The sequence below is a fragment of the Streptomyces coelicoflavus genome (genome assembly GCF_003112555.1).
Classification (GTDB): Bacteria; Actinomycetota; Actinomycetes; order Streptomycetales; family Streptomycetaceae; genus Streptomyces; species Streptomyces coelicoflavus.
Map to the genome: position 1 here is coordinate 338,786 of NZ_BEWB01000005.1, position 19,730 is coordinate 358,515.

The 19,730-nt window shown below is 74.5% G+C and carries 15 protein-coding genes and 1 pseudogene; 7 read left to right on the top strand and 9 right to left on the bottom strand.

Annotated features, from left to right (window positions below):
• Window positions 1-81 precede the first annotated feature (81 nt).
• Window positions 82-906, bottom strand: coding sequence for a DeoR/GlpR family DNA-binding transcription regulator (locus Sco07f_RS13390; protein ID WP_108987963.1), 825 nt, complete (start codon window positions 904-906; stop codon window positions 82-84).
• Window positions 907-1,162: 256 nt separating this feature from the next.
• Here Sco07f_RS13390 and Sco07f_RS13395 point away from each other — a divergent pair, with 256 nt between their 5' ends.
• The gene (locus tag Sco07f_RS13395; protein ID WP_108987964.1) at window positions 1,163-3,538 is read left to right on the top strand and encodes a hypothetical protein; all 2,376 of its coding nucleotides are present in this window, start codon (window positions 1,163-1,165) and stop codon (window positions 3,536-3,538) included.
• Between the two features lie 19 nt (window positions 3,539-3,557).
• Here Sco07f_RS13395 and Sco07f_RS13400 read toward each other — a convergent pair whose 3' ends face one another.
• From Sco07f_RS13400 to Sco07f_RS13415, 4 genes and pseudogenes are all read right to left on the bottom strand, one after another.
• Window positions 3,558-6,002: a right-handed parallel beta-helix repeat-containing protein gene (locus Sco07f_RS13400; protein ID WP_164141726.1), complete on the bottom strand. Its 2,445-nt coding sequence runs from the start codon at window positions 6,000-6,002 to the stop codon at window positions 3,558-3,560.
• Between the two features lie 108 nt (window positions 6,003-6,110).
• Window positions 6,111-6,716: an Rv1733c family protein gene (locus tag Sco07f_RS13405; RefSeq protein ID WP_007446860.1), complete on the bottom strand. Its 606-nt coding sequence runs from the start codon at window positions 6,714-6,716 to the stop codon at window positions 6,111-6,113.
• 237 nt (window positions 6,717-6,953) lie between these two features.
• A pseudogene (locus Sco07f_RS13410) lies at window positions 6,954-7,513 on the bottom strand (MOSC domain-containing protein).
• Window positions 7,514-7,570: 57 nt separating this feature from the next.
• The gene (locus tag Sco07f_RS13415; protein WP_042825679.1) at window positions 7,571-8,014 is read right to left on the bottom strand and encodes a DUF6643 family protein; all 444 of its coding nucleotides are present in this window, start codon (window positions 8,012-8,014) and stop codon (window positions 7,571-7,573) included.
• A gap of 295 nt (window positions 8,015-8,309) precedes the next feature.
• Between Sco07f_RS13415 and Sco07f_RS13420 the strand changes: the two genes are divergently transcribed.
• Entirely contained in the window at window positions 8,310-9,656 is a 1,347-nt protein-coding gene (locus Sco07f_RS13420) for a TerD family protein (RefSeq protein ID WP_108988102.1), read from the top strand.
• Window positions 9,657-9,675: 19 nt separating this feature from the next.
• Here Sco07f_RS13420 and Sco07f_RS13425 read toward each other — a convergent pair whose 3' ends face one another.
• The gene (locus Sco07f_RS13425; protein WP_387917744.1) at window positions 9,676-10,923 is read right to left on the bottom strand and encodes a glycosyltransferase; all 1,248 of its coding nucleotides are present in this window, start codon (window positions 10,921-10,923) and stop codon (window positions 9,676-9,678) included.
• A 39-nt stretch (window positions 10,924-10,962) separates the two neighbouring features.
• On the opposite strand from Sco07f_RS13425, the gene Sco07f_RS13430 reads away from it, so the two are divergent.
• Together Sco07f_RS13430 and Sco07f_RS13435 are read left to right on the top strand one after the other, a co-directional pair.
• Window positions 10,963-11,748, top strand: a complete 786-nt coding sequence (locus Sco07f_RS13430) for a glutamate racemase (protein ID WP_042825664.1) — start codon at window positions 10,963-10,965, stop codon at window positions 11,746-11,748.
• 79 nt (window positions 11,749-11,827) lie between these two features.
• On the top strand, window positions 11,828-12,370 hold the full coding sequence (locus tag Sco07f_RS13435) for a hypothetical protein (RefSeq protein ID WP_042825663.1): 543 nt from the start codon (window positions 11,828-11,830) through the stop codon (window positions 12,368-12,370).
• Window positions 12,371-12,504: 134 nt separating this feature from the next.
• Here Sco07f_RS13435 and Sco07f_RS40115 read toward each other — a convergent pair whose 3' ends face one another.
• Window positions 12,505-13,536, bottom strand: coding sequence for an O-antigen ligase family protein (locus tag Sco07f_RS40115; protein ID WP_244942051.1), 1,032 nt, complete (start codon window positions 13,534-13,536; stop codon window positions 12,505-12,507).
• A gap of 284 nt (window positions 13,537-13,820) precedes the next feature.
• On the opposite strand from Sco07f_RS40115, the gene lnt reads away from it, so the two are divergent.
• Window positions 13,821-15,434, top strand: a complete 1,614-nt coding sequence (gene lnt, locus Sco07f_RS13450) for an apolipoprotein N-acyltransferase (RefSeq protein ID WP_108987967.1) — start codon at window positions 13,821-13,823, stop codon at window positions 15,432-15,434.
• A 68-nt stretch (window positions 15,435-15,502) separates the two neighbouring features.
• A complete protein-coding gene (locus Sco07f_RS13455) occupies window positions 15,503-15,982 on the top strand; it encodes an NUDIX hydrolase (protein ID WP_007388084.1) in 480 nt (159 codons plus the stop codon).
• 45 nt (window positions 15,983-16,027) lie between these two features.
• Here the strand turns inward: Sco07f_RS13455 and Sco07f_RS13460 are convergent, their stop codons facing one another.
• Window positions 16,028-18,082: an NPCBM/NEW2 domain-containing protein gene (locus Sco07f_RS13460; protein ID WP_108987968.1), complete on the bottom strand. Its 2,055-nt coding sequence runs from the start codon at window positions 18,080-18,082 to the stop codon at window positions 16,028-16,030.
• Window positions 18,083-18,279: 197 nt separating this feature from the next.
• Window positions 18,280-19,191 (bottom strand): LysR family transcriptional regulator, encoded by a 912-nt coding sequence (locus Sco07f_RS13465; protein ID WP_164141458.1) that lies wholly within the window; start codon window positions 19,189-19,191, stop codon window positions 18,280-18,282.
• 77 nt (window positions 19,192-19,268) lie between these two features.
• Here Sco07f_RS13465 and Sco07f_RS13470 point away from each other — a divergent pair, with 77 nt between their 5' ends.
• Window positions 19,269-19,718: a tautomerase family protein gene (locus Sco07f_RS13470; RefSeq protein ID WP_108987969.1), complete on the top strand. Its 450-nt coding sequence runs from the start codon at window positions 19,269-19,271 to the stop codon at window positions 19,716-19,718.
• The last annotated feature ends 12 nt before the right edge of the window (window positions 19,719-19,730 follow it).

A 19,730-nucleotide genomic window follows, 5' to 3' on the forward strand; every position in this document is an offset into this window, starting at 1 on the left:
GCCACGATAGCCCCGCGCGCTCCGGGTGTCAGCGGGGCGGCGCCGCACGGCAGGGGGCCGCCGCGGGCCGCGACACGGGCGTCAGTCGGCCGCGGGCTCCGGTTCGCCCGCCACGACGAGACCGAGATGCTCGGCGACCTCCGCGCGGGCCTGTGCCGACAGGCCGGGATCGGTCACCAGCGTGTCCACCTGCTCCAGCGTCGCGAACGAACTCAGACCCACGACGCCCCACTTGGTGTGGTCCGCGACCACCACGACACGCCGAGCCGACTGCACGAGCCGCCGGTTCGTCTCGGCCTCCGCGAGGTTCGGCGTGGACAGGCCGGCCTCGGCCGATATGCCGTGCACGCCCAGGAACAGCACGTCGAAGTGGAGCGTCGCGATCGCCTGGTCGGCCACCGGGCCCACCAGCGAGTCGGAGGGCGTGCGCACCCCGCCGGTGAGCACCACCGTCGCCGCGCCCTGCCGCGCCCCCGAGGTGCGCTGCGCCACGTGGAACACGTCGGCCACCCGCACCGAGTTGGTGACCACCGTCAGATCCGGCACGTCCACCAGCCGGTGCGCCAGCGCGTACGTGGTCGTGCCGCCCGACAGGGCGATCGCGGCGCCCGGCGCGACCAGCTCAGCGGCGGCCCGCGCGATGTCCTCCTTGGCGGTGGGCTCCAGGCCCGACTTGGCCTCGAACCCCGGCTCGTGGGTGCTGGCCTCGGCCACCGGGACCGCTCCGCCGTGCACCTTCTCCAGGACGCCCTGCCGGGACAGCGCGTCCAGGTCGCGGCGGACCGTCATGTCCGACACGCCGAGCTTGCGGGTCAGCTCGTTGACCCGGACCCCGCCCCGGCGGCGCACCTCGTCCAGGATCAGGGCGCGCCGCTGCTCCGCGAGGAGGTTCGAATTCTCACTCACGTACGCTTCGGTCCTTTCGCCGCAAAACCGTCCGACACGCCGACGCACTCGCTCCGATGAGGACTTCTCCCCGCACCCGTGCGCGGACGCCCCATCCTCGCACGCCCCGCGACGGCCCGCGCCACCGCCCGCCCCGGCCGCACCGGTCACACGGAACGGGGAGATTCCGTGCCCAGGGGTGTACGAGGCCCCAGGAATGGAGATCCTTGTGCCCGCACGGACAGAGCCGACGGCGCGTCACGGGGGAGTGCGGACAGTGGAACAGGCGCAGGAAAGGCCCGGGAAGGGCGGGACGGCCGGGGCCGACCGGGCGGACGGGAGAAGCGGCACCGCCCTGGAACTCCTGGTGCACGGCGTGGGCGGCACGACACCGGCCGAGATGCTGGACGACCCGCGGACCGTGCGGATCACCGGCGACCACGTCGCGGCCGTCTTCCGGCGCACCGAGGACGCCGACGCCGAGTCCCGGCCCGAGGACTACCGGGGCCGGCCGGTGCCCGAGGCCTACGTCTGGTGCAACCTCACCTCCGGCAACGGCACCCGCGCCCTGTGGCTGCTCCTCCTGCCCTTCATGGTCGTCAACATCGCCCACTGGATGCGGCCCGCCGCCGACGGCCGGATCCGCACGGTCCGCCTCTACGGGCTGCTGCTGCGGCTCACGGGCCTCACCCTGACCGTGCTCCTGGTCGCCGCCGCCTGCGAGGTCGCCCTCGACCTCGTCGCCTGGCAGTGCGCGGGCACGCGCGCGTGCGCCGAGCGGCACTCCTGGCTGGGCTTCCTGTCGCCGGTGATGTCGGACGGCGGCTGGTGGAGCACGCCGGGCCGCAGACTCGCCCTCGCGGCCGCGGTGCCCGCCGCGCTGACCGGGCTGCTCTGGTACCTGTCGCTGCGCACCTGGCGTGCGTACGAGTCCCAGCAGCCGATGGACCGCGAGACCGACGCAGAGGAGGAGCCCCGCCACGGCGCGCTGGGCCGCCCCGGGTTCTGGTACGGGCGCCGTCTGGTGGCCCGGCTGCGCGCCGCGCACACCGCCGCCGGACTGCTGACCGTCGCCGCGGGCGTCGGCCTGCCGGCGGCCCGCTTCGACCGCGGACCGGGCGGCTCCGAGCTGCTCGACACGCTGGGGTGGGCGCTGCTCGGGGCGCTGGTCGCGGGGGCGGTCGCCGTGGTCGCGGTGGTGTGCCGCCGGGGCCGCAGCGAGAACCGCCTCGACCGGGAACTCGACGCACACCTCGTGCGCCGCCTGCCGCTCGCCGCCCTCCTCCTCTTCGTCCTCGCCCTGCTGTACGGCGGCTGGGCACGCCCGGGGTGGACGTCGGAGGGCCGGCTGTCCGGGGACACGGCCTTCGGCACCGTCGCCCTGGTGCAGGGGCTGCTCGTCATCGCGCTGGCCGTGGTCGCCCACCTGCTCCACCGCAGCCGCCCCGACGCCCGCGCCGCCGTCCGGGGCCTGGGCGGTCCCGTCGTCGCCATGCTGGCCTGCGCGCTGGGCGGCGTCATGTCCGGCGGCGTCGCCCAGCGCGTCTCCGACTGGATGGACGGCACCGGCGCGTTCCTCGAGGGCCCGCCCGTCCTGCTGACCTGGCAGGCGTCCGTCATCCCGCCGCTGCTCGTCGTCGTCCTGCTGATGTGCGCCGCGCTCGCCCGGCACACGCTGCGCCTCGCCCGCGCGGAACGGGACGCCGTCGAAGCCGACCACCCGGGGGAGACCGGAGACCCCGGGCGCACCCGGCGCATCGCCCTCACCCGGGCCATGGCCACCCTGACCGACCGGGCGCCCCTCCTGGTCGCCATCACCTCCACCGCCACCCTGCTCCTCGGCGCCGGAGCCCTGGTGGGCGCCCTGACGACCGGACAGGTGCCGGGCGAGGCCGCGCGCGGCACGTACGCCGTCGTCCAGGGCGCCGCGCAGACCGCGCAGGAACTGGGCTCCTGGCTCATCGGCCTCGGCTTCATACTGTTCGTCACCTGGGGCAGGCGCGCCTACAAGGACGCCTCCGCGCGGCGCACCATCGGCATCCTGTGGGACGTCGGCACCTTCTGGCCGCGCGCCGCGCACCCGTTCGCACCGCCCTGCTACGCCGAGCGCGCGGTGCCCGACCTGACCTGGCGCATGGCGATCTGGACCCGAGCCACCGGCGGGCGGCTGGTCATCTCCGGGCACTCGCAGGGCAGCGTCCTCGCCGCCGCCGCGTCCTGGCAGCTCGAGCCCTCCGCCCGGAAGCGCGTCGCCCTGCTCACCTACGGCTCCCCGCTGGAGCGGCTGTACGGCCGCTGGTTCCCGGCCCACTTCGGCCCCGACGCGCTCGCCTCGCTGCACGAGGAGGTCGACTGCTGGCGCAACCTCCACCGGCGCACCGACCCCATCGGCGGCCCGATGCGGCTGCCGGGCGACGCGGGCCCCGCGGTGGACCGCGCGCCCCTCAAGGACCCGCTGACGTACGGCCGTACCGAACTCCACCCGCTGCCGGCGCCGATCCTCGGCCACTCCGACTACCAGGCCGATCCCGCCTTCGCCGAGGAACGCGCGCGGCTGCTGGCCCGGCTGCGCCCGGAGGTGCCGGCGCCGCGCCACACGGGCGGCGCGGCGGCGTCCGTCCCGGCGGCGGACGACGCGACCGGGAACTGCTGAGGCCCGCCCGGCCCCCGCCTCACCCCTGGGGCAGTTCGGGCAGGTCCTCGGGAAACAGCAGCGTCAGGTCGTCCGTGCTCGGATCGGGCAGCTGGGCGACCCGGCTCGCGTGCCGCTCCACCATCGCCTCGAAGGTCTGCCGGGCGGTGCGGCCGTTGCCGAAGGCCGGGCCCTTGGGGATCTCCGTGAAGTACTTCGTCAGCGCCTCGGACGTGCCCGGCGCCAGCCGGTACTCGTGCTCGTCGGCCTGCTGCTCCACGATCCGCAGCAGCTCCCCGGCACCGTAGTCGCCGAAGGTGATGGTGCGTGAGAAGCGGGATGCCACACCGGGGTTGACGGACAGGAAGCGCTCCATCTCCGCCGTGTACCCCGCGACGATCACGACGACGGACTCCCGCTGGTCCTCCATCAGCTTGACCAGCGTGTCGATGGCCTCCTTGCCGAAGTCCCGGCCCGCGTCCTCGGGGGAGAGCGCGTACGCCTCGTCGATGAACAGCACGCCGCCGTGCGCCCGCTGGAACGCCTCCTGGGTGCGGATCGCCGTGGAACCGATGTGCTCGCCCACCAGGTCCACCCGGGACACCTCGATCAGGTGCCCCTTGTCCAGCACCCCGAGCGAGGCGAGGATCTCGCCGTACAGCCGGGCGACCGTCGTCTTGCCGGTGCCGGGGGAGCCGGTGAAGACCAGGTGCCGCTTGACCGACGCGGCCTTCAGACCCGCCCGCTGCCGGCGCCGTCCCACCTCGATCATGTCGGTCAGCGCCCGCACCTCGCGCTTGACGCTGTCCAGGCCCACCAGGGCGTCCAGTTCGCCCAGCACGGCCTTCGAGGTCCGGGCAGGCTCCGGCGGGGCGGTGGCCGCGATCAGGGGCTCCTGCTCGGTGGTGCGCTGGCCGGGGATCGAGCCCAGCAGACCGGGGGACTGGGCCGCCGTCTGCACCACCGGCTCGGGCGCGGCGGGCGCCGTCAGGCCGGTGCTCTCGTCGCTGGTGCAGTCCTCGACGAGCGGACCCGAGTCGTACGCCGTGTCGGGGCCGCCCTCCGCGAACTCGAACCCGCCGCGCGCGCACCGCTCCGTGCGGCACTTCCTCAGCGTCGTACGGCAGCCGTCGATCACGTGGAAGCCGTAGCCCGCGCTGCCCGTGACACGGCAGTTCAGGAAACTGCCGCGGCCGCCGGCGGACACGTACATGCCCGCCTCGGAGGGGGAGTCGACCGTGCAGCGCTCGATCGTGGGGTCGGCGCCCTTGGTGACGATCACACCGGTGCGGTTGCCGTCCAGGGTGCAGTTGTTCAGGGTGCCGCCGCTGCCGTGGTCGCGGAACCAGGCGCCGGTGGCGGCGTCCCGGATGCGGCAGTCGTCGAGCTGCGCGGTGGCGCCGTCGCTCACCGACACGGCGGTGTTGCGGACCTGGGAGAGGTCGCTGTCGACGACGTCCACGCGCGAGCCGCGGTCCAGGACGAACAGCGCGTCCGGCACGTCGTGCACCCGGCAGGAGTCGAGCACCGCGGTGGCGCCGTCGCTGACCCAGACCGCCGGGTAGTCGCCGGTGCTGTCGAAGATCTCGCACTGGTTGGCGTCCACCCGCGTGCCCGGGTCCCACACCGACAGGCCGTTGCGCCCGAACTGCCGCACGCTGGTGCGGGTCAGGGTGAGGACGGAGCGGGACCTGAGGTCGACCGCGTTCTCCGGGATGTCGTGGATGCGGCAGTCGGCGAGGGTGAGCACCGCGTCGGTGTCCAGGGTGACGCCGTCGCCGGTGGTGCGGTGCACGTCGCAGTCGGTCAGGTGGGCGGTGGCCCGGCCGGTCACCTGCACGCCGCTGCCCCGCACTTCGTAGACCTCGCAGCCCACGGCCTCGAGGGCGGAGCCCTCGCCCGTCGCCGTCAGTCCGGAACCCGCGGCGTGGTGCACCCGGCAGCGCTCGAGGCGGGGGTGGGCGCCGGAGCGCACCGCGACGCCCGCCTGACCGGCCGCGACGACCTCGCACTCCTCGAACACGCCGCCCCCGCCGTCCAGGACGGCGATGCCGACGCCGGCCGGATTGTCGACGGTGCAGCGCCGCACCGTGGGACGCGCGTCGCCGCGCACCTCTATCCCGGAGGCGGAACGCGCGACGACCCTGAGGCCCAGCAGCTCCGGTGTGCCGTCCTCGACCAGCACCGCGGGCGCCGCCGCGTCCTGGCCCTCGACGTGCAGGTCCTGGATCACCGCCGAGGCGCGCACGGTCAGCGGGACCCCGTCGGAGGGCGCGATGCGCACCGAGCCCTGGGCGCCCTCGGGGCCGCGCAGGGTCACCGCCCGCTGGACGACGAGGTTCTCCCGGTAGGTCCCGGGGGCGACGGTGAGGACGTCACCGTCGGCCGCGGCCTCCAGGGCGGCGGAGAGCGATGCGTACTCACCCGTGCGGCGCCGCCACCGCGAGGTGCCGGTGTGCGTCACCTGGACCGTGCCCTGTGCCATGGCGTTGCTGTGCCCCCACCTCGTCGTACGCGGATCGTCGCCGATTCGGTTCGGCCGGTCCACCGTAGCGTGCGCGCAGGTGGTGAGTTGACCGGAGGCGGAAGCCCGTCAACTGCCCGCGCCGGTCCTGCCCCAGTCCGGTCCCGCCCGCTCCCATTCCTGCTCCAGGCGTGCGTACCGGCGGCGCACCATGCGCCAGACCACGGTCCGCCGGGCGGCCTCCAGGAGAGCGGCGGCCGCCACCGCGGTGCCGAACCCGGCGAGTACGGCGTGCGTGGTCGCGGTCGCCGGGTCCAGTGGGCGGGCCACCTCGCGGCCCCGCGCGTCCGTCCATATCGCGAACCGGTCGCCGCCGGCCGGATCGTCGATGCCCACCAGGGCGGGCGCCTCGTGCCGCGAGCCGTCCGGCCCCGTCCAGCCGGCCAGGACACGGCGGCGCAGGTCTTCCCCCGAGGCACCCTCCGGGTCGACACTCAGGGGCGAACGCTCCAGCGCACGGATCACGGTGGCCGTCACCCGGTGCCGGGACTCGTGCTGTTCGCGCACCGAACGCTGTAGCGCGCCGTGTGCCGCGCCGCCCATGAGCGCGCCGATCAGGGGCGCCACGGACAGCATCAGCAGCAGCGCCGTCAGGGCCACCCAGGCCTCGGCCAGGTCGCTCGTGCGGCACAGGGGATTGCCTCGCCAGCGCCAGAGACCTCTGATCGCTCGCACGCCCGCGCCCCCTTCCCGCTCCGCTCCGCCTCCCCCGCCGAGCCGTTCACGCGGAATCCGGACGGAGCGGGGCAAGCGTGCCGCCCCCGCTCGGTGGACCCTGCCGGCCGGATTCTCATGAACCTCTCACAAACCCCAACGCGCGGACCCCGCAACGGGTTCCCGTCACCGCCCCGTTCGCCCGGGCGCGGGGTCTTCGCCCGGCGGGTCCGCCCGCTCCGTGCGAACGGGTGCACGTCACTCGACGATGCGCACGGGGTCGCCGACCCGGACCGTGCCGCCGCCGAGGGGGACCACGTTCTGCCCGAAGAGCAGTTTGCCCGCCATGCGCCGGTGCCGGGCGAGGCTGTGCAGGGGCTCGGCGACGCGGCCGGCGGTGGCCTGGTCGGTGGTGGTCACGACGCACCGCCCGCTCGGCTTGGCGACCCGCGGGACCACCTCGCCGACGGCGACGCGGGACCAGCGGCGGTCCTCGGCCCGGGGCTCGGTGCCGGAGACGACCAGGTTCGGCCGGAAGCGGTTCATGGCAAGGGGGCCCTCGTCCGCGTGCCCGCCCCGCGCGGAACCGGCGCGGTGAGCGGTGCCGCGCCCGGCGCGGACAGCCGTACGCCGCCGCCGGGCAGAAGGCCGGCGGCGGCCAGGGCGAGGCGCGGCTGCGTGCGTTGCGTGACGACCTTTCCCCCGTCGTCGATCAGCATCCAGCGTCGGTCTCCGGCCGGCCCCCAGGGCTCCACGACGGCCTCCTGGAGCGACAGGCTCCGGAACGCCTTGACCGGATGGACGTGGATCGACCGCAGCCGCGCGTACCCCGAGGGGTCATCGTGCCAGGTGGCACCGACAACCCCGGAGACGGCTCAGTAGCCGCGGTACTGCTGCTGGTTGTACGGGTCCTGGTACGGCGCGGGGGCCGGCCGGGGAGCCGCGGGGCGCATCGCCTCGTACCCCGCGGGGCCGGGCGCGGCCGGGCGGGGCTGCTGCGGCTGCTGGGGGCCGGGGTATCCGCGCGGTGCGGACGCCTGGTGCGGGATGTACGCGGCGGGGGCCTGCTGCAGCGGGGCGGGCTGCGGGGCCTGCTGCGGATATCCGTAGGAGGGCTGCGAAGGGCCCGCCGGGAGGGCGGGCAGGGCGGACGGCAGCGCGGGCAGATGGCTGCTGCTCGGCATGTCGTACGCGGCGGGGACCCGGATCGGGGCGATCTGCGGTGTGCCCCGTTCGGCCACGAGCGAGTCGTAGATCGGGGTGTCCGGGAAGGAGGCGGAGTAGTAGCCGCCGCCATAAGTGGAGCGGGGGGAGGTCATGGCCATAAGTTAAGCCCACGATGTGCTGGTTGGGGAGACCGATAAGAGGGTTGTTTTCCGTGTCCGCAGTGACCCGGTATCCCCAATGCGAGCGAACTTGGCAAAAAGGGGCGTCATGCCGCGCTGTTTTGCGGTAAAGGCCGAGTTCCGGGCGGGTTACCGGCGGTTGACCGAACCTTCTGCCGGACGCCTCTCCAAGGGCGGGCGGTGCGGAGAATAGGTTGGGTGTCGAGAAATCGACGACTCGCCGGGACGCTGCCCGGCTCGGTGACACGTGATGGGGGCAGACATGTCCATGTCGAAAGGATCGAACACCCCGGTGCCGACGACGGCACTGCGGGTCGAACTGGGCTGGCGGTCCGGCCCCGGCGTGCCCGACGCGGACGCCTCCGCCCTCCTCCTGGTGGGCGGGAAGGTCCGGTCCGACACGGACTTCGTCTTCTACAACCAGGCGGCCCACTCCTCCGGCGCGGTCCGGCACGAGGGCAAGCGGGACACCGGCGGCCGGGTGACCGACGGCCTGCTCGTCGACCTCGCGCGCGTGGAGCCCGCGATCGAGACCGTGATCCTCGCCGCCTCCTCGGACGGGGGCGCGTTCGGACAGGTCCCGGATCTGTACATCGAGGTCCGCGACGCCGCGCGGAACATCGTCGTCGCCCGCTTCGACAACCCGGGCGCGACCGTCGAAACCGCCTTCGTGCTCGGCGAGTTCTACCGCCGGCAGGGCACCTGGAAGTTCCGCGCCGTCGGCCAGGGCTACGACAGCGGACTCGAGGGCCTGGCCACCGACTACGGCATCTCGGTGGACGAGCCGCAGCATGCGCCCCCGGCCGCGCCTCCCGCGCCGCCGGCCCCGCCCGCTCCCGTGGCCACCACGCACCCGCCGGCACCTGCCGCACCTCCGGCACCTGCCGCACCTCCGGCACCTCCCGCGCCCCCCGCGCCACGGCCGGCCGCCGCCCCGCCTCCGCCGCCCCCGGCCGCGCCCTCCTCCGCCGCCCCGGTCCGCCTGACCAAGGTCACGCTCACCAAGGCCGCGCCCTCCGTCTCGCTCACCAAGCAGGGCGGCACCTCCGGCGCCATGCGCGTCAACCTCAACTGGCAGGTGCGCAAGCAGTTCTCGGGCTGGGCCCGCAAGCTCGGCCGCCCGGTCGCCATGCACGACGACCTCGACCTCGACCTGTGCTGCCTGTACGAACTGAGCGACGGCAGCAAGGGCGTCGTCCAGGCACTCGGCAACGCCTTCGGCGCGCTGCACCAGCCGCCGTTCATCCACCTCGACGGCGACGACCGCACCGGCGCCGTGTCGACCGGCGAGAACCTCACCATCAGCCTCGACCACCAGCGGTACTTCCGGCGCATCCTCGTCTTCGTGACCATCTACGAGGGCGCCCGCTCCTTCGCCGACCTGCACGCCACGGTCACGCTCCAGCCGCAGTACGGCGCCCCGGTCGACTTCTCGCTCGACGAGTGCACCGTGCCCTCGACGGTGTGCGCCCTCGCGCTGATCACCAACACCGGAAACGACCTCGTCGTCCAGCGCGAGGCCCGCTACCTGGTGCCCGATCGCGGGGTGAGCCCGCAGCGGACGGTCGACCACGCCTACGGCTGGGGCATGAACTGGACCCCCGGCCGCAAGTGACCCGCCCCGGGGCGGGTGCTCAGCCCTCCTCGGGCACGGCGTCCGGACGGGCGTAGGTGCGGCCCTTCCAGGCCGCGCCGCGCCCCCGGTAGTGCTGCACCGCCGAGTCGACCGTCATCAGGAGATAGAGGAACGCGGTGAACGGCAGCAGCGGCGCGAGCCACCAGGGCTGCCGGTAGTAGCGGAGCATCGGCAGATACGTCCCCGCCATCACCAGCCAGGCGGCGCCGCCCAGCACGGCCGTCGCCCCCTCCCCCGCCGCCAGGCCGACGAACACCGAGGCCGGCGGCACCAGATAGACCAGCGCCAGACCGACGACCGTTCCGGCGAGCACCAAGGGGTTGTGCCGCAGTTGCGCGTACGCGCTGCGCGAGACCATCCGCCACAGGTCGTGCAGCCGCGGATACGGGCGGACGCTGTCCACCCCGTCGGCCAGGCCCAGCCAGACCCGCCCGCCGCAGCCCTTGACCGCGCGGGCGAGAGCCACGTCGTCGATGACGGCGTGCCGGATGGCGTCCGGGATCCGCGCACGCTCGGCGGCCCCGGTGCGCAGCAGCACACAGCCGCCCGCCGCGGCCGCCGTCCGCGTCCCGTTCCTCCGCCCGCTCCCCGCGCCGCCGCCGCCACCGATCCACCGGAACGGATACAGCTGCGCGAAGAAGTAGACGAAGGCCGGCACCACCAGCCGCTCCCACAGGCTCTCCACCCGCAGCCGGGCCATCTGCGAGACGACGTCGAACCCGCCCGTGCCGGCCGCCGAGACCAACGCGCGCAGACTGTCCGGCGCGTGCGCGATGTCGGCGTCCGTCAGCAGCAGGTACTCGGGTTCACGCGCGCGTGCCAGGTCGATGCCGTGCCGCACCGCCCACAGCTTGCCCGTCCAGCCGGCGGGCGGCTCCCCGGGCGAGGCCACGGTGAGCGGCAGCCCGCCGTGCCGCCGGGCCAGCTCGCAGGCCAGCCCACCCGTGCCGTCCGTGCTGCCGTCGTCGATCAGGAAGACCTCCGCCCGCCCCGGATAGTCCTGGGCCAGCAGCGAGGGCAGGCTCGCGGGCAGCACCGCCGCCTCGTCGCGCGCCGGAACGACGACGCACACCGAGGGCCAGACGGCGGGTTCCTCCCGGGCCGGAAGCCTGACGTCCGTACGCCAGAAGAAGCCCCGGGCGAGCAGCAGCCACAGCCAGGCGGCGAGGGAGAGGGCTGACACGAAGGTCACGACGGTCACGACGGAAGTCCACACATCGGCGCTCACGTGCGCAGTCTGCACCACGGCACGGGCCGGCGGCGGCGCATCGTCTATGGTGGCCGGGTGAAGATCGCGCTCATGGATTCCGGAATCGGTCTGCTGGCGGCCACCGCCGCGGTACGGCGACTGCGACCGGACGCCGATCTCATCCTCTCCCTGGACCCCGACGGCATGCCCTGGGGCCCGCGCACCCCCGAGGACCTGACCGGTCGCGCCCTCGCCGTGGCCGAGGCCGCCGCCGCGCACCGTCCGGACGCCCTGATCGTCGGCTGCAACACCGCAACCGTGCACGCGCTGCCCGCGCTGCGCGCCCGGCTCGAGCCCGGAGTGCCCGTCATCGGCACCGTGCCGGCGATCAAGCCGGCCGCGGCGGGCGGCGGTCCCGTGGCGATCTGGGCGACGCCGGCCACCACCGGCAGCCCCTACCAGCGGAATCTGATCGAGGAGTTCGCGGGCGGGGCGCCCGTCACCGAGGTGCCGTGCCCCGGGCTCGCCGACGCCGTCGAGCACGCGGACGAGGCGGCGATCACCGCGGCCGTCGCCGCCGCGGCCGCCCTCACGCCCGACGACGTGACGACCGTCGTCCTCGGCTGCACCCACTACGAACTGGTCGCCGAGCGCATCCGCGCCGCCGTGCAGCGACCCGACGCCCCCCGCCTCGTCCTGCACGGATCCGCCGGGGCGGTGGCCGCGCAGGCGCTGCGCCGGATCGGTGTCCGGCCCGACCCCGGCGCCCCGGCCGCGGGCACCCTGACGGTGCTGCTCAGCGGACGTGAGGGCGCCCTGCCCGCACCCGCGCTTGCCTACGACGAGGGCAGGCTCCTGCACGCGGTCACCCCGGCGGGCTGACGGGCCCGTCCGCCCAGTCGGCCCAGTCACCCTGTGCGACGAGGTACCCGCGCAGCGAAACATGAGTAACCTCATATCCATGAGGCATCGCCACGGCGAGACCGTTCCCCAGCCGAACGTCTGGACCGGCCGTGCCACCAGCCGGATCCAGTGGTTCCTGGCGCTCATCGGCGCCGCCTGCGTGGCGCTCGGCATCGCCCTGGCCGTCGAATCGGCCTGGGAGTCCGGCGTCGCCCCGCTCGCCATGGCCGTCGTCGGCTGCATCGCGGCGGGCCTGCTGGTCCTGTTCGGCACGCTCGCCTTCGTGCACGTCGCGCTGAGAGTCGACGAGGACTGCCTGGAAGTGCGCTGCGGCCACATCGGGGTGCCCCGTCGCCGCATCCCCCTCTCGCAGGTCGCCGGCGCCGAGTTCGCGCCGCACGTCACCCCGCGTCACTGGGGAGGCTGGGGCTACCGGTGGCGCCCGGAGAGGGGCACCGCCGTCGTCGTGCGACGCGGGGAGGGCCTGATCCTGCGGCTGTGGGACGGCCACACCTTCACGATCACCGTGGACGACGCGGAGGCCGCCGTCCAGGTCATCAAGGACCGGCTGCGCCCGAAGGCACCGGGCCCGGCGCACTGAGCCCGGGGCACTGAGTCCGGCGCACTGAGTCCGCGGCGCTCCGGCCCTGCCGGTCGACAACGCCGGGACCCGCCGGGCGACAGGTCCGGGACCCGCCGGGGGCCCGGTCGTCGGCGGCGCCGACCCTCACGGCCTCACCGGGTCCGGCTCCCGGCCCGTGGCCGTACACCCACGCCGGGGGGCGGTACCCCGGGCACCGGCTCCTCGGCGAAGGGGCGGGCCGTGGCCAGTCCCGCGAGGAGACCCGCGCCCAGCGGCACCGCGGTGAAGCTCAGCGCGTTGCCGACGGCGGCGATCGCCGCGAGCCCGGTGAGGGACACGCCCGCGGTGAGGACGACCGGGGTCGGGCGCGGCGAGCGCCACAGCGCGTACAGCACCCAGCCGAAGGCCGCGGCCAGCAGCACCACCCCCACGACCCCCTCCTCGGCCGCCTGCTGCCACACCGCCGAGTGCGGCCGCCCGTCCGGCGACGGTGCCTGGGCGGCCGTGGGGCTCAGTGCGCCGAACCGGCCCGGTCCGACACCGAGGGCCACGTCCCCCCGCAGCAGGTCCAGCGCGTCGGCCCACAGCCGGACACGACGGGAGGTCAGCTGACCCTCCAGGATCGCGGCAAGCCCGTCCGGCAGCAGGCCGCCCGGAACCGCCCAGGTCAGGCCGGTCACCGCCGCCGCGCCGAGCCCCAGCCCGGCGATCGCCGCGCCGCGGCGGCGTACCCGGCCGGCGGCGAGCGAGCACAGCAGCACGGCCACACACGCGACGCAGCCCACCACCGAGCCCAGTACCGCGGCGGTCACCGCGATCCCGGCGGCCAGCAGCCGTGCCGCCGTGCGCACGGCCGCAACCCCGCCGGCCCACGCCCCGCAGCACGCGGCGCCCGCCGACAGGGCGAGCAGGGCGGCGGTCGCCCCGGCGTGCCCGGGCGGCGCCGTGATCGCCGGTCCCGGCGCGAGATGCGGGACGGCCACCGTGAGGGCGACCCCGGCCAGCGCCGCGGCACACGGCGCGGCGACCGGCAGCAGTGCCCCGCCGATCCGCCCCGCGGCGTAACCCGCGGCCACGGCCAGCACCGCGAGCAGCACGCCCTCCGGGCGCCCGTCGCGCGCGGCCGCCGTGATCAGTGACCAGGAGGCGCAGGCGGCGAGGATCGCCGTCCCCGCCGTGTCCACGCCCCCGCGTCCCCCGCCGTCGGCGGCCTTGCCGGCCGCGGACGCCGTCCGCCTCGAACCCACCGTGTCCCCCGCCCCCGTCGCCCCCGACCTGACGGGCCCCCGCCGCCCGGCGCATCGGGCCGGCGACCGGGGCTCGGCCACACCGTAACGGCCGGTCGGCGGATTGTGGACCGGGTCGGCGCCCGGTTGTGGCGAAACGTGCGGCACGGGTCGCCCGAGCCCCTCCGACGTCCGCGGACCGTCCTGTCCGCCGCCAGGTCACCCGCCGTACACTCCGGGGGGTGACAGCCACCGCAACCTCCGTCGGCGAGTCGGACCGTACGCAGCCGCAGACCACGACCGGCTCCCGGGCCGTCGCGCGGCTCAGGCGCCTCGTCCCGGCCGCCGCCGCGGCGCTCTCCGGAGTGCTCCTGTACGTCAGCTTCCCGCCGCGCACCCTGTGGTGGCTCGCGCTGCCCGCCTTCGCCGTCCTCGGCCAGGTCCTGCGCGGCCGCGGCTGGAAGGCCGGACTCGGCCTCGGCTATCTCTTCGGCCTCGGCTTCCTGCTGCCGCTGCTGGTGTGGACCGGCGTGGAGGTCGGACCCGGCCCCTGGCTCGCCCTGGCCGCGATCGAGGCGCTCTTCGTGGCGGCCGTCGGCGCGGGCGTCGCCGCGGTGTCCAGGCTGCCGGGATGGCCGGTGTGGGCGGCGGCGCTGTGGACCGCGGGGGAGGCGGCACGCGCGCGCGTGCCCTTCGAGGGCTTCCCCTGGGGGAAGATCGCGTTCGGGCAGGCGGACGGTGTGTTCCTGCCGCTCGCGGCCGTCGGCGGCACACCGGTTCTCGGCTTCGCGGTCGTCCTGTGCGGCTTCGGTCTCTGCGAGGCCGTGCGCCTGGCCCTCCGGGCCCGCCGCGGCGACGAGGTACGACGCGGTGCCGCGGCGGTGGCACTGCTCGGCGTGGCGGTACCCGTCGTGGGCGCGGTGGCCGCACGGCCGCTGGTCAGCGACGAGGCGGAGGACGGCACCGCGACCGTCGCCGTGGTCCAGGGCAACGTGCCGCGCGCGGGCCTCGACTTCAACTCCCAGCGACGCGCCGTACTCGACTACCACGCGCGCGAGACGCAGCGTCTGGCCGCCGACGTCAAGGCCGGCAAGGTGGCACGCCCCGACTTCGTGCTCTGGCCGGAGAACTCCTCGGACATCGACCCGTTCGCCAACGCCGACGCCCGCCTCGTCATCGACCGGGCGGCCAAGGCGATCGGTGCGCCCATCTCGGTCGGCGGCGTCGTGGACCGCGACGGCAAGCTGCTCAACGAGCAGATCCTGTGGGACCCGGACAAGGGCCCCGTCGACACCTACGACAAGCGGCAGATCCAGCCGTTCGGCGAGTACCTGCCGCTGCGCTCGCTCATCGGGGCGATCAACGACGACTGGACCGCCATGGTCAGCCGGGACTTCAGCCGGGGCACCGAGCCCGGCGTGTTCACCATGGCCGGCACCAAGGTAGGCCTGGTGACCTGCTACGAGGCGGCCTTCGACTGGGCCGTGCGCTCCGAGGTCACCGACGGCGCCCAGATGATCTCGGTGCCCAGCAACAACGCGACCTTCGACCGCAGCGAGATGACCTACCAGCAGCTCGCCATGTCCCGGGTCCGCGCGGTCGAGCACAGCCGGACCGTCACCGTCCCGGTGACCAGCGGCGTCAGCGCGATCATCATGCCGGACGGCAGGATCACCCAGAAGACCGGCATGTTCGTGGCCGACTCCCTGGTCCAGGAGGTGCCCCTGCGCTCCTCCGAGACGCCCGCCACCCGGCTCGGCATCGCACCCGAGATCGCCCTGGTGCTGGTCGCCGCCGGCGGAGTCGGCTGGGCCGTCGGTGCCGGTGTGCGCGGTCGGCGCGCCCGCGACGTGTAGCCGTACGCCCGTCGCACGCCCCGTGACGTCGTCCGGAGCGGCCCGGCGGGCCGGTTAGGGTCGGGCACATGGCTACTCCCGAATTCATCACCGACCTGCGCGCCTCGGCCGGACACCAGCTCCTGTGGCTCCCCGGAGTCACCGCCGTCGTCTTCGACGACGAGGGCAGAGTGCTGCTCGGCCGGCGGTCGGACAACGGGCGCTGGTCGCTGATCGGAGGCATCCCGGAGCCGGGGGAGCAGCCCGCCGCCTGCGCCGTGCGCGAGGTCGAGGAGGAGACCGCCGTCCAGTGCGCCGTGGAGCGGCTGGTCCTCGTACAGGCGATGAAGCCGGTCACCTACGACAACGGCGACGTCTGCCAGTTCATGGACATCACCTTCCGCTGCCGGGCCGTGGGCGGCGAGGCACGGGTCAACGACGACGAGTCGCTGGAGGTCGGCTGGTTCGCGGTGGACGCCCTGCCGGACATCAAGGAGTTCGGGCACACCAGGATCAAGCAGGCCCTGTCCGACGCACCCACCTGGTTCGACCCCACCGGTTCCTCCTGAAGCACGGGGTGCGCCCATGTGGGGGCGTCACCCCGTGCCGGTGGCTCAGGCGCAGGTGACCCGCAGGTCCGCCCAGTCCGCGTGGTCGTAGTCCATGCCGTCCCCGGCGTCCGTGACCACCAGGCGGACGACGTCCGCCCCGGAGACGTCGGCGGAGAGGGCGCGGGCCGCGTCGGCGTGGGTCACCGTGCCCGTCGACGCGGCCCGGGTGCCGTCGGCCCAGACCTCGAAGACCACGCTGCCCCTGTCGCCGGACTCGTCGTCCACGCCGGCCCGCGCGGTCACCGTGGTGCACGCGCCGCCGAGGTAGTACTCGACGCTGCTGGGCGCGTGGACGCCGAGGCCCTTGGAGAAGGTGGCGCCGCCGATGGTGATCGGCCCGCCGTCGCCGGCGCCGCTCTCGCCCACGCTGCGGTCCCGCTCGACGGGGCCCCAGCCGTTCGACGCGCTGAGCGGATCGGCGTCCGACAGGGCGGACTCGCCCGCGGGCAGCGGCACGCCGACGCGCACCGTGACGGGTGCCGTGGAAGTGAGCCAGGTGCCGGAACGGGCGCGGTGCTCGACCGTGAGGGTCAGGTCCCGGTCGCCCGCGGAGGTGCCCGCGGGAACCGTGACGTCCCAGTCCGTCGCCAGGGTTCCGCCGGGCTTCAGGGCGCGCGCCGACGTGGCGGACCTCGGAGTGATGCGCCAGCCCTCGGGGCCGGTCAGGGCGACCCTCACCGAGTGGGCCGCGGTGCCGCCCAGGTCGGTGACCTCGGAGGTGATCCGCTCGGTCCGTCCGGCCTCGGTCACCGCGCCGCCGTCGGCGGCCACGTCCAGGGCGGGCGGGTGCTGGGCCCACTTCCGGTCGGCCTCCACCCGCAGCAGCACGGTGCCGTGCGCGGGCACCGTCGCGGCGATCGTGCCCGTTGTGTTGGTGTCACTGTGCTTCCACAGGTCACGCATGGTGTAGCCGCGCGCCTTCGGCAGGCCGACGGCCTTCGTGGTCGTCTCGATCCGCTGCGCGCGGGAGCTCTCGTTGAACAGCGCGACCGCCCGGCTGCCGTCCGCCATCTCCTTGGACACGACCCACCGGCCGTCCCGGGAGGAGACGACCTCGCCCTGCTTGCCCAGCGGGTCCTGGTCGACGGCGATGACCTCGTCGTTGGTGAGGATCTCGAAGGCCGACTCGGGTGCCGTGCGCAGGTCGGTGCCGATCAGCAGCGGGGCGGCCATGATCGACCACATGGAGAAGTGCGTGCGGTACTCGGTGTCCGTCATGCCGCCGTTGCCGACCTCCAGCATGTCGGGGTCGTTCCATCCGCCGGGGCGCGCGTACGGGGCGAGTGCGAGGTTGGCCTTCATGATCGACGACATCGAGCTCCACGAGTCGCTGATGTCCCCGGTGGTGCGCCAGAGCTGGCCCAGGTCGCCGGCCCACTCCCAGGGCTTGTTCTGACCCCACTCGCAGATGCTGTAGACGATCGGCCGGCCGGTCGCCGCCAGCGCGTCGCGCATGGTGGTGTAACGCTGTTTCGCGTCGACACCCTGGTTGTTGCAGTTGTCGTACTTCAGGTAGTCGACACCCCAGTCGGCGAACTGCCGGGCGTCGCTGTACTCGTGCCCCAGTGCGCCGGGGAATCCGATGCTGCTGCACGTCTTGGTGCCCGCGCTGGTGTAGATGCCGAACTTCAGGCCCTTGGAGTGGACGTAGTCGGCGACGGCCTTGATGCCGTTGGGGAAGCGCTCGGGGTCGGGCACCAGCCGGCCGTCGGCGTCGCGCTCGGGCAGCGCCCAGCAGTCGTCGAGGTTGACGTACTCGTAGCCGGCGTCCTTCAGGCCGCGCTCGACGAAGAGGTCGGCGATGCCCTTGACCATCGACTCGTCGAACTCGTCACGGCAGTGGGTGGAGTTCCAGTTGTTGAAGCCCATCGGGGGTGTGAGGGCCAGCCCTTCGTGGCCGGACGCCGCCGGGGCCTGCGCCGGAGCCGGGGTCCGCGCCGCGGCCGGGGCGGCCTGCGCGCTCACCCCCAGTCCTCCGGCGGCGAGCAGCCCGGCGGTGATCGCGCCCAGGGCTCTGCGCCCGGTGACGCGCGGTACGCGCATGGGAAGGTGACGCATCGTTACGTTCCTCCGCGGCTCGTCGGAAGCGGCGCGTGAAGGAAACACGCACCGTCAACGCGCGCTCACAGTAGGGGTGTTGAGGTCTGATGGAAAGAGGGAGTTCCTGGGGAGTTCTGTTCTCCGGCCGGCGGCGGTGACGGCGTGCCGGGTGCGGAGCACACAGGGCGCCCGGGCGGTGTGGTGCTGGGAGCGCGTCAGCCGGCCAGAGCCGCGGCCCGCCCGCGCAGGGCGTTCACCAGTGCCGCGGACGGCGGTGTGCCCCGGTCCGGCAGCGACACCAGGTTGACGCGCCGTACTTCCTCCGCGACGCCCGTGACGTCCACGAAGCGCACACCGGGCGGGACGACGGGCAGCAGGGCCGGTGTGGCGGTGGTGATGCCCGCCCCGGCCGCGACCAGGTGCAGCTTGGTCAGCCAGTCGCGGGCGGTGTGGGCGATCCGGGGCCGGCCGGGCAGCCCGGGCCAGACACCGAGAAGCGGCTCACCCGCGCCGCCGGGACCGGCGATCCAGGGTTCGGCGGCGATGTCCTCCACGTCGGCCGTACCGCGGTCGGCGAATCGGCTGTCCGCCGGGACCGCCAGGGCCAGGCGCGTCTCCAGCAGCGGCTCGACGTGCAGCGGCGGGGCGTCCGTGTCGGGGGAGCGGTGCGGGGGACGGGAGGTCAGGAGCGCGAGGTCGAGGGTGCCGCTGCGCAGCGCGCGGACCAGCGCCGGAGTGCTCCCCTCCCGCGTCGTCACCCGCACGCGCGAGCCTTCCCGGCGCAGCGCGGTCAGCGCGTCGGCCACCATCACCGCGCCCGCAGCGGGGAAGTACCCCAGCCGGACCCGGCTCGTGGGGTCCTGGGCCCCGCGCAGTTCCCGGTCGGCCGCCTCCAGCGCGTCCAGGGCGGCGACGGCGTGGCGCAGCAGGGAGCGGCCCGCGCCGGTGGGCCGCACGCCGCCGGGGAAGCGGTCGAAGAGCCGGGCGCCCGTCGCCTGTTCCAGCGCGGCCACCTGCCGGGAGACCGCCGACTGCGTGTACCCGAGGCTGTGCGCGGCCGCCGTGAAGGTGCCCCGGTCCGCCACCTCGCGCAGCACCCGCAGTCCGACCAGCGTCACATCGGCCATGCCCATGAGTCCACAGCATATCCAGCATGCCGGACATTCGCTGTCGGAATGGCCGGCGGCCTCCTAGCGTCGGTGCCATGCCTTTGATCAGCATCTCCCTGCGCAGGGGAACCACGCCCGAGTACCGTCGTCTCGTCTCCGAGGCGCTCCACGAGTCCATGGTCGAGGTCCTGAAGATCCCGCGGGACGACCAGTTCCACGTCTTCCACGAGGTCACGGACGACAACTTCGTCATGCAACCGGTGGTGTTCGGCATACCGCGCAGCCGTCGAACGCTGTTCATCCAGCTGTCCTTCAACGAGCGCAGCGCGGAGGAGAAGGCGGAACTCTTCCGGGCGATCGTCGACAACCTCCGGCTCACCGCCGGCGTTCCCGCGGAGGACGTCATGCTGATGGCCGTCGAGACGGCGCGGGAGAACTGGTGGGCCGCCGGCCGCGTCGTCGATCCCGCCACCGGCTACGACGCGCGCATGACCGACGTGCCCGGCGTGTCCCTGCCCGACGTCCGCGGCGACTCGGGCCGGTAGGCGGCCGCGGTC